Source organism: Caulobacter sp. D5 (genome assembly GCF_003185805.1).
GTDB lineage: Bacteria > Pseudomonadota > Alphaproteobacteria > Caulobacterales > Caulobacteraceae > Caulobacter.
Window position 1 is genome coordinate 1 of sequence record NZ_QHJY01000244.1, and the last position, 15,409, is coordinate 15,409.

Sequence of the window (15,409 nt, forward strand, 5' to 3'; positions counted from 1 at the left end):
CCCGACAGGCCCAGACGATGGACCTTGCCGATCACGGCGTTGCGGGTGACCCCGCCGAGTTGTTTGGCGATCTGGCTGGCGGACAGCCCGTCCAGCCAAAGCTTCTTGAGGGTGGAGACCCGTTCGTCAGTCCAGCTCATGGCCTTCTCCGCCTAAAAAAGGCGCCACGACGAGAACCCCACCTCGCCATGACCCTACATCTGGTGTACAGCACGCCCCGCCGGCGGCTGACCTACCACATAGTGTAAAGAATGCGTTAAGACGCACAATAGGCGCCAGGTACTCTGTCCACAGAAACAATATATTGATTCTCGAAGCGGGACGCTTGCGCCCGACCCTTCCCGGGCGCACATGGCGAAGGAATTTCCAGGATCGAGCCGATGAGAGACATGGCAGACAGCGTCGTTCCGCCGCAGCCGCGCGACTATCACGGCTGGAATTGGAGCGGGTTCCTCACCCTCTACCAGCGCGAGATCCGCCGGTTCTGGAAGGTGGGCATGCAGACCGTGGCCGCCCCGGTAGTGACCACGCTGCTCTACATGCTGGTGTTCGTGGTCGCGGTCGGCGCCAGCCGCCCGGCGGTCGAAGGCGTGACCTTCGGCCATTTCGTGGCGCCCGGCCTGATCATGATGGCGGTGCTCAACAACGCCTTCGCCAACTCGTCGTCATCGCTGATCCAGGCCAAGATGATGGGCCTGACGTCGGACTTCCTGACGCCGCCCCTGACCCCGCTGGAGCAGGTGGCCGCCTTTGGCCTCGGGGCTGCGACGCGCGGCGTGGTGGTCGGCGCGGTGACGGCGGCCGTGATCGGCGTGCTGCCGGGCGCGGGCCTGCAGATCTCGCACCTGTGGGCGATCTTCTATTTCGCCATCGGCGCGGCCCTGATCCTGGGCCTGGCCGGCGTGCTGGCCGGCCTGTGGGCCGAGAAGTTCGACCAGCTGGCGGCGGTGACCAACTTCGCCATCATGCCGATGACCTTCCTGTCGGGCACCTTCTACCTGGTCGACAAGCTGCCCGAGCCGTTCCGCACGGCCAGCCACTTCAACCCGTTCTTCTACTTGATCGACGGCTTCCGCTACGGCTTCATCGGCCATGCGGATGGTTCGATCGCCATTGGCGTGGTGGTCACCGGCGTGCTGACGGTCGGCCTCTTCCTGTGGTGCTGGGCGCTGTTCCGCAGCGGGTATCGCCTGAAGAGCTGAGGGCTACCGCCCCACGCCCTTGACCAGCACCTCGACCCCGCTGGTCGGGCCGTCGTTGATGACGGCGATGTGGGTGTCGTTGATGAAGCGCAGCTGACCGTCCACTTCCACGCGGGCCGACACCGAGTAGCGGTGGTTCGCAACGATCGACGCCGGGTCGTAGGCCAGCTTGAACGCCGCCGGCGGGGCGCGGACGCCTTCGATCACGTCCTCGGCCAGCACCTTGGCGGGGGCGTCGGCCAGGCTGACGTCCTGCAGGCGCACGATCACCTTCGTGGTCGGCGGCAGCATGAGCCGCTCGCGCCAGACCACGGTTCCGGTGACGGCGGCCGGAGCGGGCGGGGCGGTCGTCGAGGCGCAGCCGGGAAGGGCGGCCAAGGCGATCAGGGCAAGGGGCAGGGCGGCCTTCATCGCGGATCCTCCGAGCATCTCCCCCTGTCCAAGGCTTAGGACGGATCGCTCGGCGGTGGCAAGGTAGCGGTCCCGCGTCGCCAGGGTGTGTCCCCGGCGCCCTGACGTCCAAAATTCACGGTCATTTCATTGACAGACCGGGACTTCCCGCCGACAACGTCGGGCCTTCCAGTCCCCGCGCGAAAGCCCGGGGGCTTCTTGCCTTTTGGGAGGCCGCTTTGAGCACTGCGACGTCGTCGAACCCCTCGCAACACCACATCATGGGCGTCTACAGCCGCGCCCCGCTGGCGTTCGAGCGAGGCCGAGGCGCGCGACTGTTCTCGACCACCGGCGAAGAGTACCTGGACTGCGTGGCGGGCATCGCCACCTGCGGCCTGGGCCACGCTCACCCGACCCTGGTCGAGGCGCTGAAGACCCAGGGCGAGAAGCTCTGGCACGTCTCCAACATCTACACGATCCCCGAGCAGGAAGTGCTGGCCGACAAGCTGTGCGCGGCCACCTTCGCCGACGTGGTGTTCTTCACCAACTCGGGCACCGAGGCGATCGAGTGCGCCCTGAAGGCCGCCCGCCGCTATCACGCGGTGGCCGGCAATCCGGAGCGGATCGACATCATCGGCTTCGACGGCTCGTTCCACGGCCGCTCGTACGCGGCGGTCAACGCCTCGGGCAACGCCGGCTATCTGGACGGCTTCGGCCCGCGCCTGCCGGGCTTCATCCAGCTGCCGTTCGGCGACCTGGAGGCCCTGAAGGCCGCCATCGGCCCGACCACGGCCGGCGTCATCATCGAGCCCGTGCAGGGCGAGGGCGGGGCGCGGTCGCTGACCGAGGCCCAGCTGGTCGAACTGCGCGAGATCACCCGCGAAGCCGGCGTCCTGCTGATCTTCGACGAGGTGCAGAGCGGCATGGGCCGGACCGGCAAGCTCTTCGCCCACGAGTGGGCGGAAGGCGCTGAGCCCGACATCATGTGCGTGGCCAAGGCCCTGGGCGGCGGCTTCCCGGTCGGCGCGTGCCTGGCCTCGACCGAGGGCGCGCGCGGCATGACCCCCGGTACTCACGGCTCGACCTACGGCGGCAACCCGCTGGCCATGGCGGTGGGTGCGGCGGCCTTCGATGCGATCAACACGCCCGAGATCCTCGACAACGTGAAGACCATCGCCGGCTACTTCACCCAGCAACTGAACGGCCTGAAGGACCGCTTCCCGGACGTCGTGCTCGACGTGCGCGGCAAGGGCCTGCTGATCGGCATCAAGCTGGCCTCGAACAACCGCGAGTTCATGGCCCTGGCCCGCGACCAGAAGCTGCTGGTGGCCGGCGGCGGCGACAACTGCGTGCGCCTGCTGCCGCCGCTGAACCTGACGCTGGCCGAGGCCCAGGAGGCCGTGGCCAAGCTCGAAAAGACCTGCGAGGTCGTCCGCGCCCAAGCGGCGGCCTGATCGCATCCCTGACCCGACGCCTCCGTCCCAGCGGCGGAGGCGTCCACTTCAGCTCATTCCGGAAAGGTGGCCTGAGATGACCGCCCCCCGCCACTTCATCGACCTCTGGAAGCTCGACGGCGCCACGCTGCGCCTGATCCTGGAGGACGCCAAGACCCGCAAGACCGCACGCAAGGGCTGGCCCAAGGGCCGCGTCGACGCCGACGCCCCGGCCAAGGACCATGTGCTGTCGATGATCTTCCAGAAGAACTCGACCCGCACCCGCTTCTCTTTCGACGCGGCCATGCGCCAGCTCGGCGGTTCGGCGATCATCTCGACCTCGTCGGACATGCAGCTGGGCCGCGGCGAGACCATCGAGGACACCGCCAAGGTGCTCTCGCGCATGGTCGACGCGGTGATGATCCGCGCCAACAGCCACGCCGACGTCGAGCGCTTCGCCCAGGTCTCGACCGTGCCGGTGATCAACGGCCTGACCGACAAGAGCCACCCCTGCCAGATCATGGCCGACATCCTCACCATCGAGGAGCATCGCGGCGACATCGGCGGCAAGACCATCGCCTGGGTGGGCGATGGCAACAACGTCTGCTCCAGCTTCATCCATGCGGCCCCGCTGCTGGGCTTCGAGCTGAAGATCGCCTGCCCGAGCGTCTACCACGCCGACCTGCACGACCTGGCCCGCGCCGCCGGCCTGAACGGCAAGGTGACGATGATGGAAGACCCCAAGGAGGCCGTGCGCGGTTCCGACGTGGTCGTGGCCGACACCTGGGTCTCGATGGGCGACACCGACCATGACGAGCGCCTCAAGGCCCTGGAGCCCTATCAGGTCGACGACGCCCTGATGGACCTGTCCAACGACGGCGTCTTCCTGCACTGCCTGCCGGCCCACCGCGGCGAGGAAGTCACCGACGCCGTCCTCGACGGCCCGCGCTCGCTGGCCTGGGACGAGGCCGAGAACCGCATCCACGCCCAGAAGTCCGTCCTGGCCTGGTGCTTCGGCGCGATCGGCTGATCATGGCCAAGATCGAGCTCGACAAGGACGTCCGCGAGGCCGTCCTGCGCAAGCTGACGCTCTACATGCGCGACGAGCTCGATCGGCCGGTCAGCGGCCTGGAGGCGGGTTTCCTGCTGGAGTTCCTGTCCGAAACGCTCGGGCCGGCCTTCTTCAACCAGGGCGTCCGCGACGCGCAGACCCTGATGCTGCAGAAGCTCGACGACGTGGTCTACGAGATCGAGAAGCCGATCGAGTAGAGACCCTCCCCCTGAAGGGGGAGGTGGCCCGAAGGGCCGGAGGGGGAAGAGGCTTTAGCCTCCCACCCCGCTCCAAACTCAGCAGACAGATCCCCCTCCGTCGGCTTCGCCGACACCTCCCCCTTCGGGGGGAGGGTCCTAGCGCCGCTTGCCGCGTCGCACGCCCTTGGGCAGTCCGCCGCGCGGCTTCACTGCCGCCTGCCGCCTTGCCCCAAGCCGCGGCCGCGGCAGGTTCGGATCCGCGGGCACCGGGTCGCTGAGCATCTCGAACAGCAGGCCGCCGGTCACGGGCGTGGCCTCGCGCAGGCGGATCTCGACCGACAGGCCCAGCGGCCAGCGCTTGCCGGTGCGCTCGCCGACCAGCGAGTGCAGGCGCTCGTCGTGGACGAAGTATTCCTCGCCCAGGTTCGAGATCGGCACTAGGCCGTCGGCGCCGGTCTCGTCCAGCTTCACGAAGAGGCCGAAACGGGTGACGCCGGTGATGCGGCCGCTGAAGGTCGCGCCCACGCGGTCGGCCAGGAACGAGGCGATGTAGCGGTCGGTGGCGTCGCGCTCGGCGGCCATGGCCCGCCGCTCGGCGTGGGTGATGACCTCGGCCGTGTCCTTGATGCGGGCGATGTCCTGGTCGGTCAGGCCGTCGTCGCCCAGTCCCAGGGCCCGGATCAGGCCGCGGTGGACGATCAGGTCGGCATAGCGCCGGATCGGGCTGGTGAAGTGGGCGTACCTGGCCAGGTTCAGGCCGAAGTGGCCGATGTTGTCGCTGGAATAGTGGGCCTGCATCTGGGTCCGCAGGACCACCTCGTTGATGATCGCCGCGTGCGCGCTCTCGCGGGTGTCTTCCAGCAGCTTGTTGAAGCGCGAGGTCTGCGGGGCCTCGCCCTTGTTCCAGCGGATCTCCAGGGTCTGCAGGAAGTCGGCGAGGTTCTGCAGTTTCTCCAGGCTGGGCGTGTCGTGCACGCGGTAGATCAGCGGCGAGCGCTTGGCTTCCAGGCTCTCGGCGGCCGAGACGTTGGCCTGGATCATCATCTCCTCGATCAGCTTGTGGGCTTCGAGGCTGGCGCGGCGGGTGATCGAGGCGATCTCGCCTTCCTTGGTGATGACGATGCGACGCTCGTCGCTCTCGATAGCCAGGGGCGAGCGCTGCTCGCGGCCCCGGCCCATCAGGCGGAAGGCCTCCCACAGCGGCGTCAGGATCGCGTCCAGCAGGGGCGGGGCCTTGTCGGGATCCTGGCCGGCCGGCGGCGGGGTTCCGTCGATGGCGGCCTGGGCCTGCTCGTAAGAGAGCTTGGCGGCGCTGCGCATCAGGCCGCGCACGAAGCGGTGGCTGGTCTTGCGGCCGGTCTTGTCGAACACCATCCGCACGGCCAGGGTCGCGCGGTTCTCGCCTTCACGCAGCGAGCACAGGCCGTTCGACAGGGTCTCGGGCAGCATCGGCTCCACCCGGTCGGGGAAGTAGACGCTGTTGCCCTTGTCGCGGGCGTCGCGGTCCAGGGCCGAGCCCGGGCGCACATAGGCGGCGACGTCGGCGATGGCGACCCAGACGATCCAGCCGCCCTTGTTGTTCTCGGCGTCGTCGGGATGGGCGTAGACGGCGTCGTCGTGGTCGCGGGCGTCGACCGGATCGATGGTCACGAACGGCAGGTCGCGCAGGTCTTCGCGGCCCGCCAGCGTGGGTTCCCTGGCGGCCTTGGCTTCCTGCTCGGCTTCCTCGGAGAAGCCGGTGGGGATGCCGTGGCTGTGGATGGCGATCAGCGAGGCGGCGCGGGGGTCTTCCTCGTTGCCGACCTTCTCCAGAATGCGGCACGGCTTGGGGCCATATCGCCCGGCGTGGCCGGCCTGCTGCACGACCACCAGGTCGCCGTCCTTCAGGTCCGTCACGCCCGGCTGGCCGGGATCGAGGACGTAGCTGTCCTTCGACTTGCGATCGACCGGCTGGACGCGGATCTCGCGGCGCTCCTTGCGGATCACGCCCAGCACCTTGTGGGCGCTCTGGCCCAGGCGCTTGATCAGGCGAGCCTCGTACTCGCCGCTTTCCAGCTTCTCGAAGCGCACCAGCAGGCGGTCGCCCAGGCCGGGCGCGCCGGCGGCGGCTTCATTGCGGTCGGGGGCCAGGCGCACCAGGGGAACGTCCTCGTCGCCCTTGGTCAGCTTGACGAACAGGTCGCCGTCGGCGTCGCGCTCGATGACGTCGGCCACGCCGACCGGGGGCAGGGCGCCGGCTTCGGCGAAGCCGCGGCGGCCGCGCTTGCCCAGCTGGCCTTGCGCTTCCATCTCGCGGATCATTTCGCGCAGGGCGCGGCGATCGGCGCCCTTCAGGCCGAAGTGACGGGCGATGTCGGCCTTGGCGGCCTCGCCGGCGTCGCGCAGGAACGCCAGCAGCGTCTCCTTGTCGGGCAGGCCCGCGGGCGGACGATCCTTGGCCGCGACCTTGTGGGAAGCGGTCTTGGGGCGCGCGGTCTTCGGAGAAGCGGTCTTGGGAAGGCGAGGTTTGGCCATTCCCCTCGTCTAAGCCGTTTCCCGGGCGAAGGAAACGAGGAGAACCTAGTACAGGTCCTCGATCCGCTGCGGCGCCTGCTGGGCCGGCGGAACCTCGGGCTTTTTCTCGGCCGGGGCGGGCGTCGTCGGGGCCGGCGGGGCCTCGACCACCGGCGGGGTCTCGGCCGCCACCGGCTCGGGGGTCTCCTCGACCGGCTTGGTCACAGGCGGGGGAGGCGGGGCCTCCACCTCGACCGCGGCCGGCAAGGCGTCCTTGACCGGCACGCCCGAGACCTCGGCCAGCGGCGCGGTCGAGACCGCGTCGGCCGGCTTGCCGGTGTCCAGCGCGCCGCGCAGCCCCAGAACGAAGCCCACGACGCTGACCGCCGACAGCAGGACCACCACCAGCGGCAGCGGCAGAGGACGTTCGAGCGTGGTCATGGCCAAAGTCTACTCCCCCCGACTGCCCTTCGTCACGCCTCGGTCTTGGCCGCGGCCTTCTTCGCCGGAGCCTTCTTGGCGGCCGGCTTCTTAGCGGCGGCCGCCTTCTTCGGCTTGGCCTCAGCGTCGTCTTCAGACCCCTTGGCGGCTTTCGCAGCCTTGGCCGGAGCCTTCTTCGGCGCAGCGGCCTTCTTGGCCGGCTTCTTGCCGCCGCCCTTGGCGACGCGCTCGGCCAGCAGGGTCACGGCCTCGGCCAGGGTCAGGGCCGCCGGATCGGCGCCCTTGGGCACGTTGGCGTTGGTGTCGCCGTGCTTGATGTACGGACCAAAGCGGCCCGACAGCACGCGCACCGGCTTGCCGTCTTCCGGGTGGGCGCCCAGTTCGGCCAGGGCCGCGGCGGCCGCGCGCTGCGGACGTCCGCCGCCCGCCCGCTTGTCGGCCAGGATGGCGACCGCGCGGTTCAGGCCGACGTCGAACACCTCTTCGGCGTTCTCCAGGTTGGCGTAGGTGCCGTCGTGCAGCACGAACGGCCCGAAGCGCCCCAGGCCCGCCGTGATGGTCTTGCCGTCGTCCGGGTGCTGGCCAACCTCGCGCGGCAGGGACAGCAGGCGCAGGGCCTTCTCCAGATCCAGGGCCGCCGGCGTCCAGCCCTTGGGCAGGGAAGAGCGCTTGGGCTTCTCGCCCTCGGCGGCGACCTCTTCGACATAGGGGCCGAAGCGGCCGTTCTTCAGCCACACGGCGCGGCCGGTGGCGGGGTTGATCCCCAGTTCCTTGTCGGCGCTCTCGGCCTCGCCGTCGCCTTCGGCCACGCCCAGCTGGCGGGTGTAGCGGCACTCCGGATAGTTCGAGCAGCCGATGAAGGCGCCGAACTTGCCGGTCTTCAGCGACAGCATCCCCGAGCCGCAGGTCGGGCACAGGCGCGGGTTCGAGCCGTCGCCCTTGTCGGGGAAGATGTGCGGGCCCAGGGCGTCGTTCAGCGCGTCGAGCACGTTGGTGGTGCGCAGTTCGGCGATCTCGCCGACGGCGGCGTGGAAGTCCTTCCAGAACTCGCGCAGGAATTCCTTCCAGTCGAGCTTGCCGTCGGAGACGAGGTCGAGCCGCTCTTCCAGCGAGGCGGTGAAGTCGTATTCCACGTAGCGGCGGAAGAACTGCTCGAGGAAGGCGGTGACCAGGCGGCCCTTGTCCTCGGGGATGAAGCGCTGCTTCTCCATCCGCACGTATTCGCGGTCGCGCAGCACGGTCAGGACCGAGGCGTAGGTCGACGGACGGCCGATGCCCAGCTCTTCCATCTTCTTGACGAGGCTGGCTTCGGAATAGCGCGGGGGCGGTTCGGTGAAGTGCTGGTCGGCGCGGGCTTCGATGACCTTGGCCGCCGAGCCTTCGACGATGGCGGGCAGGCGGGCGCTGTCTTCGCCCTCCTCGTCGTCGCGGCCTTCCTCGTAGACGGCCAGATAGCCGGGGAACAGCACGACCTGGCCGGTGGCGCGCAGGCCGGTGCGGCCGTCATGGCTTTCCAGGTCGACCGTCGTGCGCTCGATGCGGGCGCTTTCCATCTGCGAGGCGATGGTGCGCTTCCAGATCAGCTCGTACAGGCGCCCCAGGTCCGGATCCAGGCGCAGCGAGCCGGGGTTGCGGCGCATGCTGGTCGGGCGGATGGCTTCGTGGGCCTCCTGGGCGTTCTTGGCCTTCGACTTGTAGAGGCGCGGGACGTCCGGCACGTAGTCCTTGCCGTAGACGCTGCCGATCACGTCGCGGGCGTCGGCGATGCCTTCCGGCGCGATCGAGACGCCGTCGGTACGCATGTAGGTGATCAGACCGACGGTCTCGCCGCCGATGTCGATGCCTTCGTACAGCTTCTGGGCGGCCTGCATGGTGCGCTGGGCCGAGAAGCCCAGTTTGCGCGAGGCTTCCTGCTGCAGGGTCGAGGTGGTGAAGGGCGGGGCGGGCGAGCGCTTGCCGGGCTTCTTCTCGACCGCCTCGACCTTGAAGGTCGCGGCCTGCACGGCGGCCTTGGCGGCCAGGGCCGAGGTCTCGTTGCCGAGGTCGAACTTGGTGAGCTTCTTGCCGTCGTGCTTGACCAGGCGCGCCAGGAACGGATCGGAGCCGGCCGAGACGTCGGCGTCGACGGTCCAGTATTCCTGGGTCCGGAAGCGCTCGATCTCGAGCTCGCGGTCGACGACCAGGCGCAGGGCCACCGACTGCACGCGGCCGGCCGAGCGGCTGCCAGGCAGCTTGCGCCACAGCACCGGCGAGAGGGTGAAGCCGACGAGGTAGTCGAGGGCGCGGCGGGCCAGGTAGGCCTCGACCAGCTCCATGTCGAGGTCGCGCGGGGCGCGCATGGCCTCGGTCACCGCCGACTTGGTGATGGCGTTGAAGGTGACGCGCTGGATCTGCTTGTCCTTCAGCGCCTTCTTCTTGTTCAGCACCTCGAGCACGTGCCAGCTGATCGCCTCGCCTTCGCGATCCGGGTCGGTGGCGAGGATCAGGCGGTCGGCCTTCTTCAGCGCATCGACGATGTCGGAGATGCGCTTGGACGACTTGGCGTCGACCTCCCAGCTCATGGCGAAGTCGTTGTCGGGCTCGACCGAGCCGTCCTTGCTGGGCAGATCGCGGATGTGCCCGTAGGAGGCCAGAACCGTGTAGTCGGACCCGAGGTACTTGTTGATGGTCTTGGCCTTGGCCGGGCTCTCGACGACGACGACGTTCATTACGACTCTGGGCTAGGGGAGGTGGACCGCCCACCGAAGCGAACCAGGGGGCGAGCGCCGGAAAGTGGGGGCGAGCCTATGACAATGTCAACGGCGGCTGTGCGAACCTTCGCAATTGCCCAAGTGTCGCCTGTCGATCTCTCTCTTTAGAGAGAGGCCGTCATGCGGCTTGACCGTTGATCAGTCGGCGCACGGTTTCGGGATCGGCCGCGATGGCCTTCAGCAGCGCTCGGGCAGGAGCGTCGGGCGTCGTGCGCTCCTGTTCCCAGTCGCGGACGGTGGCTAGCGGGAGTTGAAAGGCCTCGGCGAACTCGACCTGGGTCATGCAGAGTTTCGTCCGGATACCTTTGATCAGGTTCACCCGCTTGAAGCGCGCCAACTCCTCCTTGGTGAGCGGCTGGGCGTCGGGATCGGACAGGGCCGCGGCCATCCGCTCTTCCTCGGTCATCGACCGCAGGCGCGCCCAGTCCGTGTCACCCTTGGGCGGGTTCGGGTTTTCCGCTGAAATAACGATCCGCTTCGTCCCGGGAGGCGGTGCGGGCCGAGATGAGCCGGTAGTGGGTTTCGTCATGGGCGATGGTCACCACGAACAACAGGTTTAGCGAACTCAGGCCGATGATCCGCAGCCGTTCCTCCTCGTAGTCGAAACGGTCGTCGATCTCCTCGATGCGGTGCTCGTCCAGGATCGCGAAACAGGCGTCCTCGAAGCTTACGCCATGCTTGGCGAGATTGATGCGAGCCTTTTCGATGTCCCACTCGAAGGTGACTTCCATAGTACGGGTATCCAGTACTTAGGGCAATCGGACGTCTTTCAGACCCCCGCCACCATCCCGCCCGGCAGCAGCTCGGCCCGGTCGGCCAGGGCCAGTTCCACCAGCGCCGCCATCACCGCCGAGGTCGGGGCCTTGGTCGCCCGCACCAGTTCGTCGCGCGAGACGGGGGTGGGCGAGAGCAGGGCGTCCAGACGCTCGCGCAGGGCGTCGTGGTCGAGGTCGTTGGCAGCTTCGTCCGGATCCCAGGTCCGGTCTCGCTCGCGCATCGAGGGCGAGGCCGACAGCGAGCGCAGCACGTCCTCGACGCCCTCGCACAGGATCGCGCCCTGGCGGATCAGGTCGTTGGGGCCCTTGGCGCGCGGGTCGAGCGGCGAGCCTGGCACGGCGAAGACGTCGCGGCCCTGCTCGGCGGCCAGGCGGGCGGTGATCAGCGAGCCGGACTTCAGCTCGGCCTCGACCACGACGACGCCCAGCGACAGGCCCGAGATGATGCGGTTGCGGCGGGGGAAGTCCTTGGCCTGGGCGCGGCGCAGCGGGGCGCTCTCGCTGACGATGCAGCCGTCCTGCGCGATGCGGGCGTGCAGGGAGGCGTGCTCGGGCGGATAGATGTCGGCGATGCCGCCGCCGAGCACGGCGATCGTGCCGGTCGACAGCGAACCCTCGTGGGCCGCCCCGTCGACGCCGCGCGCCAGGCCCGAGACCACGACGAGGCCGTGCTGGCCCAGCTCCGCGGCCAGTTGCCTGGCGAAGCGCTGGCCGGCGGCCGAGGCGATGCGGGCGCCGACGATGGCGATGCCGGGCTGGGGCAGAAGTTCGTAGTGGCCGAGCGCCCAGACCACCGGCGGCGGTGGATCAAGGCTCGCCAGGCGGTGCGGGAAGTCGGGTTCGCAGGCGCAGATGAGACGGGCGCCGAGGCGCGCGCCGTCTTCGAGTTCGCGCAGGATCTCGTCTTCCGGCGGCGGCCGCAGCGGGGCCGCGCGGCCCGCCCGACGGGCCAGATCGGGCAGGGCGATCAGCGCCCGCTCGGGCGAGCCGAAGCGCTGAAGAAGGTGGTCGAAGGCGACAGGGCCGACCGTCTCGGTGCGCGCCAGGCGAAGCCAGGCCAGGCGTTCCTTGTCCGAGAGGCCCCGCGTCATCAGGCTTCGGGCGGCGGCGTCTCGGCCGTCTTCTTCTTGCCGATCCGGGGCTCCTCGCCCTTGAGCAGCCGGCGGATGTTGTCCTTGTGGCGGATGTAGATCAGCACGGCCATGAACAGGCACAGGCCCAGGATCGGATAGGGCCGGTCGGTGGCCAGGGCGAAGGGCGCGGCCAGGGCGGCGGCGGTCAGGGCGGCCAGCGAGCTGATGCGGAACAGGATCGCCACGGCCAGCCAGGTCGCCGCGGCCAGCAGGCCCACCGGCCAAGCGGCGGCCAGCAGCACGCCGTAGAAGGTGGCCACGCCCTTGCCGCCGTTGAACTTCAGCCAGACGGGGAAGATGTGGCCGGCGAAGGCCGCGCCCCCGGCCAGGGCGACGATCGCCGGATTGCCGTGGCTCAGCCAGTGGGCCAGGCCCACCGCCACCGCGCCCTTGCCGCCGTCGCCCAGCAGGGTGATGGCCGCCAGGTCCTTGCGGCCCGAGCGCAGTACGTTGGTCGCGCCGATGTTGCCCGAGCCGATCTTGCGGATGTCGCCGGCGCCGCCCAGGCGCGTGGCGATCAGGCCGAACGGGATCGAGCCCAGCAGGTAGCCCCCGATCACGGCGATCGCGAGGGTCAGATAGACGACGGGGGCGAGGCTTTCCAAGAAATGCTACCTTTGCGCGAGCGAACCATGGCCAAGCTTCACCGATGAGGCAAGCCTGTTTGCGCCTCTTATAGCGCTTCTGCGCCGTGGCGAACCGCTGCGTTTGGGAAGCCTCGCCGGATCCGTCAGGGTTCCAGGTACATGCCGACGAAGTCGAAGCGCGCCGTGACGGTCGTGCACGACAGGCCGTCGGCGGTGAACCGCATGATGACGTCTCGCTTCTGAGCCTGGGCCGTCATCGCCATCGACAGGATGGCGTCGCGATTGGGATCGCTGGGCGTGAGCACGCCGGCGGGGCCTTCTCCCGCGCTGGTCTTCAGGAAGATGTAGATATGCCCGCCGTCGCCGGCGAAGATGCGCAGGACCTGTCCCTGGCATTGGGTGACGGCCAGCGCGGACGACGGCGCCGCCATGGCCGTGGCGGCGAGCAGAAGAGCGGCCGCGATCGGCGCGCCGGAAAAGATTCGCATTGAGTAAGCCCCCTGGTTGATGGGGCGCAACCTAGGCGGCTGCGCTTGCGACTTCCAGGGGTCTTGCGCCAGTTCCGGCCTCAGCCCTCGGCGCGATGCACCACGCGACCGTCGACCACGGTCATCAGCACCTGGCCCTGCAGCCTGCGGCCGTCGAAGGGCGAGTTCTTCGACTTCGACAGCAGCTTGGCCGCATCGACGATGATCGGGGCGTCGAGGTCGCACAGCACCAGGTCGGCCGGAGCCCCCGGTGCTATGCGGCCGGTCTGCAGGCCAAGCAAGCTGGCCGGCGACAGGGTCACCGCCTTGATCAGGTCGATCAGCGGCAGGCGCTCGTCGTGATAGAGACCCAGCAGCGCCGGCAGCAGGGTTTCCAGACCCACGGCGCCCGGAGCCGCCTGGTCGAACGGGAGGCGCTTGTCCTCGGCCGGAGCCGGGGCGTGAGCCGAGACGACGATGTCGATCAGGCCGTCGGCCAGGGCCTCGATCAGGGCCTGGCGGTCGTCCTCGCCGCGCAGGGGCGGGGTCAGCTTGGCGAAGGTGCGGTAGTCGCCGATGTCCAGCTCGTTGAAACACAGGTGGTTGATCGACACGCTGGCGTGGATGCGCAGGCCCCGGGCCTTGGCGCGGCCCAGGGTCTCCAGCGCCTGGGCGCTCGTCACCTGGTCGACCAGCAGGCGGCCGCCGGTGGCTTCGAGCAGGGCGACGTCGCGCTCCAGCATGATCCGCTCGGCCATCGGCGAGATCGACGGCAGGCCCATGCGGGCGGCGAACTCGCCGCCGGTCGCAGCCCCGCCCTTGGCCAGCCACGGGTCGAGCGGGCGGTGGGCCAGGATGGTGTCGAAGCCCTTCGCATAGGTCAGCAGGCGCTGCATGACCTTGCTGTCGGCGATCGGACGGTCGGCGTCGGTGACGTAGACGCAGCCGGCCTCGCGCATGAGGCCGATCTCGGCCATCTCCTCGCCCCTGAGACCCTTGGTGGCCGCGCCGGCGCAGAGGATGCGGGCGCTGTCGATATCGCGCGCCCGGCGCAGCAGGAAGTCGACCGTGCTGGGATCGTCGACGGCCGGATCGGTGTCGGGCTGGACGACGAAGCTGGTGACGCCGCCGGCCGCGGCCGCGCGGGCGGCGCTGGCCAGGGTTTCCTTGGTCTCGGCGCCCGGTTCGCCGGTCTTGACCCGCAGGTCGATCAGGCCCGGGGCCAGCATCGCGCCGCCGCAGTCGATGACGCGCACGCCCTTGGTCAGCTTGCCGAACTCGCGGCCCTTGGCCACGTCGGCGATGACGCCTTCGGAGACGATGACCCCGCCGGGGCCGTCATAGCCGCTTTCGGGGTCCACCACGCGGGCGTTGACGAAGGCGAGCGGCTGGGGCGCGGTCATCGGCCTTCCTCCTCTAGACGGTGGGCGAGGGCGGCGAGCACGGCCATGCGGGCGGCGACGCCCATCTCGACCTGGTCCTGGATCAGGCTGACGGCGGGATCGTCGGCGACGTCGCTGTCGATCTCCACGCCCCGGTTCATCGGCCCCGGGTGCATGACCTTGGCCCCCGGCGCGGCGCGGGCCAGCTTCTCGCGGTCCAGGCCGTAGAAGCGGAAGTATTCGCGGGTCGAGGGCACGAAGCCGCCCTGCATCCGCTCCAGCTGCAGGCGCAGCATCATCACCACGTCGACCCCGGCCAGGCCCGACTTCATGTCGTGGTGCACGGTCACGCCCCAGCGCTCGGCCTGGGCCGGCATCAGGGTGGGCGGGCCCACAAGGCGCACGCTGGCGCCGAGAATCTGGAGGAGGGCGACGTTGGAGCGCGCCACGCGGCTGTGCAGCACGTCGCCGCAGATGGCCACGGTCAGGCCCGAGACGCGGCCGAAGGCGCGACGGATCGACAGGGCGTCGAGCAGGGCCTGGGTCGGGTGCTCATGCTGGCCGTCGCCGGCGTTGACGACGCTGCCGCTGACCTTCTGGCTGAGCAGGGACGCCGCGCCCGAAGAGGCGTGGCGCACGATCAGCAGGTCGGGCCGCATGGCGTTCAGCGTCACGGCCGTGTCGATCAGGGTCTCGCCCTTGGCCACCGACGAGGTCTTGGGGTTCATGTTGACGACGTCGGCGCCCAGCCGCTTGCCGGCCAGCTCGAACGAGCTCTGGGTGCGGGTGCTGTTCTCGAAGAACAGGTTCATCAGCGTCCGTCCCTTGAGCAGGTCGAGGGACTTGGACGTCTGCCGGTTCAGCGCCACGAAGGCGTCGGCCAGATCCAGGAGATCGGCCGCCTGGGGGGCGTTGAGATCGCCCGCCGAAAGGAAGTGCCGCTTGGGGAACGAGAAGAGGCGCTTGCGGATCGTTTCGATCGCCGCGCTCGGGTCATGGGCTGAAGCCGTCATGAGCCCGCGTCATAGGCGGCTTTGGCGGGGAAGGGAAGGATGTGCTGGAATTGCATCTCTAGATTGAGCCGCGCTAATCTCAACCTCTCCC

The 15,409-nt window shown here is 69.2% G+C and carries 16 protein-coding genes; 4 read left to right on the plus strand and 12 right to left on the minus strand.

Going from position 1 to position 15,409, the window contains the following annotated elements:
• Positions 1-140 (minus strand): GcrA family cell cycle regulator (locus DMC18_RS16145; RefSeq protein ID WP_304538944.1); only part of this gene is annotated, 140 nt, incomplete at its 3' end.
• A 240-nt stretch (positions 141-380) separates the two neighbouring features.
• On the opposite strand from DMC18_RS16145, the gene DMC18_RS16150 reads away from it, so the two are divergent.
• Positions 381-1,202 (plus strand): ABC transporter permease, encoded by an 822-nt coding sequence (locus DMC18_RS16150; RefSeq protein ID WP_110119054.1) that lies wholly within the window; start codon positions 381-383, stop codon positions 1,200-1,202.
• A gap of 3 nt (positions 1,203-1,205) precedes the next feature.
• Here the strand turns inward: DMC18_RS16150 and DMC18_RS16155 are convergent, their stop codons facing one another.
• Entirely contained in the window at positions 1,206-1,613 is a 408-nt protein-coding gene (locus tag DMC18_RS16155; protein ID WP_110119055.1) for a YbaY family lipoprotein, read from the minus strand.
• Positions 1,614-1,831: 218 nt separating this feature from the next.
• Between DMC18_RS16155 and DMC18_RS16160 the strand changes: the two genes are divergently transcribed.
• The 3 genes from DMC18_RS16160 to DMC18_RS16170 all read left to right on the plus strand — a co-directional run bounded on the left by DMC18_RS16160 (position 1,832) and on the right by DMC18_RS16170 (position 4,294).
• The gene (locus DMC18_RS16160) at positions 1,832-3,046 is read left to right on the plus strand and encodes an aspartate aminotransferase family protein (protein WP_110119056.1); all 1,215 of its coding nucleotides are present in this window, start codon (positions 1,832-1,834) and stop codon (positions 3,044-3,046) included.
• Between the two features lie 76 nt (positions 3,047-3,122).
• A complete protein-coding gene (gene argF, locus DMC18_RS16165) occupies positions 3,123-4,055 on the plus strand; it encodes an ornithine carbamoyltransferase (protein WP_110119057.1) in 933 nt (310 codons plus the stop codon).
• On the plus strand, positions 4,034-4,294 hold the full coding sequence (locus DMC18_RS16170) for a DUF2164 domain-containing protein (protein ID WP_233248180.1): 261 nt from the start codon (positions 4,034-4,036) through the stop codon (positions 4,292-4,294). Before argF ends, DMC18_RS16170 begins: the two co-directional genes overlap by 22 nt.
• A gap of 138 nt (positions 4,295-4,432) precedes the next feature.
• Here the strand turns inward: DMC18_RS16170 and rnr are convergent, their stop codons facing one another.
• From rnr to DMC18_RS16220, 10 genes are all read right to left on the minus strand, one after another.
• Complete coding sequence (gene rnr, locus DMC18_RS16175) at positions 4,433-6,790, minus strand: ribonuclease R (protein WP_110119058.1); 2,358 nt, start codon at positions 6,788-6,790, stop codon at positions 4,433-4,435.
• A gap of 45 nt (positions 6,791-6,835) precedes the next feature.
• Positions 6,836-7,210: a hypothetical protein gene (locus DMC18_RS16180; protein WP_110119059.1), complete on the minus strand. Its 375-nt coding sequence runs from the start codon at positions 7,208-7,210 to the stop codon at positions 6,836-6,838.
• Positions 7,211-7,242: 32 nt separating this feature from the next.
• The gene (gene topA / locus DMC18_RS16185; protein ID WP_110119060.1) at positions 7,243-9,918 is read right to left on the minus strand and encodes a type I DNA topoisomerase; all 2,676 of its coding nucleotides are present in this window, start codon (positions 9,916-9,918) and stop codon (positions 7,243-7,245) included.
• A gap of 160 nt (positions 9,919-10,078) precedes the next feature.
• Positions 10,079-10,366, minus strand: coding sequence for a DNA-binding transcriptional regulator (locus DMC18_RS16190; protein ID WP_110119061.1), 288 nt, complete (start codon positions 10,364-10,366; stop codon positions 10,079-10,081).
• A gap of 25 nt (positions 10,367-10,391) precedes the next feature.
• On the minus strand, positions 10,392-10,691 hold the full coding sequence (locus DMC18_RS16195) for a BrnT family toxin (protein ID WP_110119062.1): 300 nt from the start codon (positions 10,689-10,691) through the stop codon (positions 10,392-10,394).
• Between the two features lie 38 nt (positions 10,692-10,729).
• The gene (gene dprA, locus DMC18_RS16200; protein WP_110133097.1) at positions 10,730-11,827 is read right to left on the minus strand and encodes a DNA-processing protein DprA; all 1,098 of its coding nucleotides are present in this window, start codon (positions 11,825-11,827) and stop codon (positions 10,730-10,732) included.
• The gene (plsY, locus tag DMC18_RS16205) at positions 11,827-12,474 is read right to left on the minus strand and encodes a glycerol-3-phosphate 1-O-acyltransferase PlsY (RefSeq protein WP_110119065.1); all 648 of its coding nucleotides are present in this window, start codon (positions 12,472-12,474) and stop codon (positions 11,827-11,829) included. Before plsY ends, dprA begins: the two co-directional genes overlap by 1 nt.
• Before the next feature lie 125 nt (positions 12,475-12,599).
• Positions 12,600-12,944 carry a hypothetical protein gene (locus DMC18_RS16210; RefSeq protein WP_110119066.1) on the minus strand — a complete coding sequence of 115 codons (345 nt, stop codon included), beginning with the start codon at positions 12,942-12,944 and terminating at the stop codon, positions 12,600-12,602.
• 80 nt (positions 12,945-13,024) lie between these two features.
• On the minus strand, positions 13,025-14,326 hold the full coding sequence (pyrC, locus tag DMC18_RS16215; RefSeq protein ID WP_110119067.1) for a dihydroorotase: 1,302 nt from the start codon (positions 14,324-14,326) through the stop codon (positions 13,025-13,027).
• Positions 14,323-15,318 (minus strand): aspartate carbamoyltransferase catalytic subunit, encoded by a 996-nt coding sequence (locus tag DMC18_RS16220; RefSeq protein ID WP_110119068.1) that lies wholly within the window; start codon positions 15,316-15,318, stop codon positions 14,323-14,325. The genes pyrC and DMC18_RS16220 overlap by 4 nt, the downstream gene beginning before the upstream one ends.
• Positions 15,319-15,409: the final 91 nt, after the last annotated feature.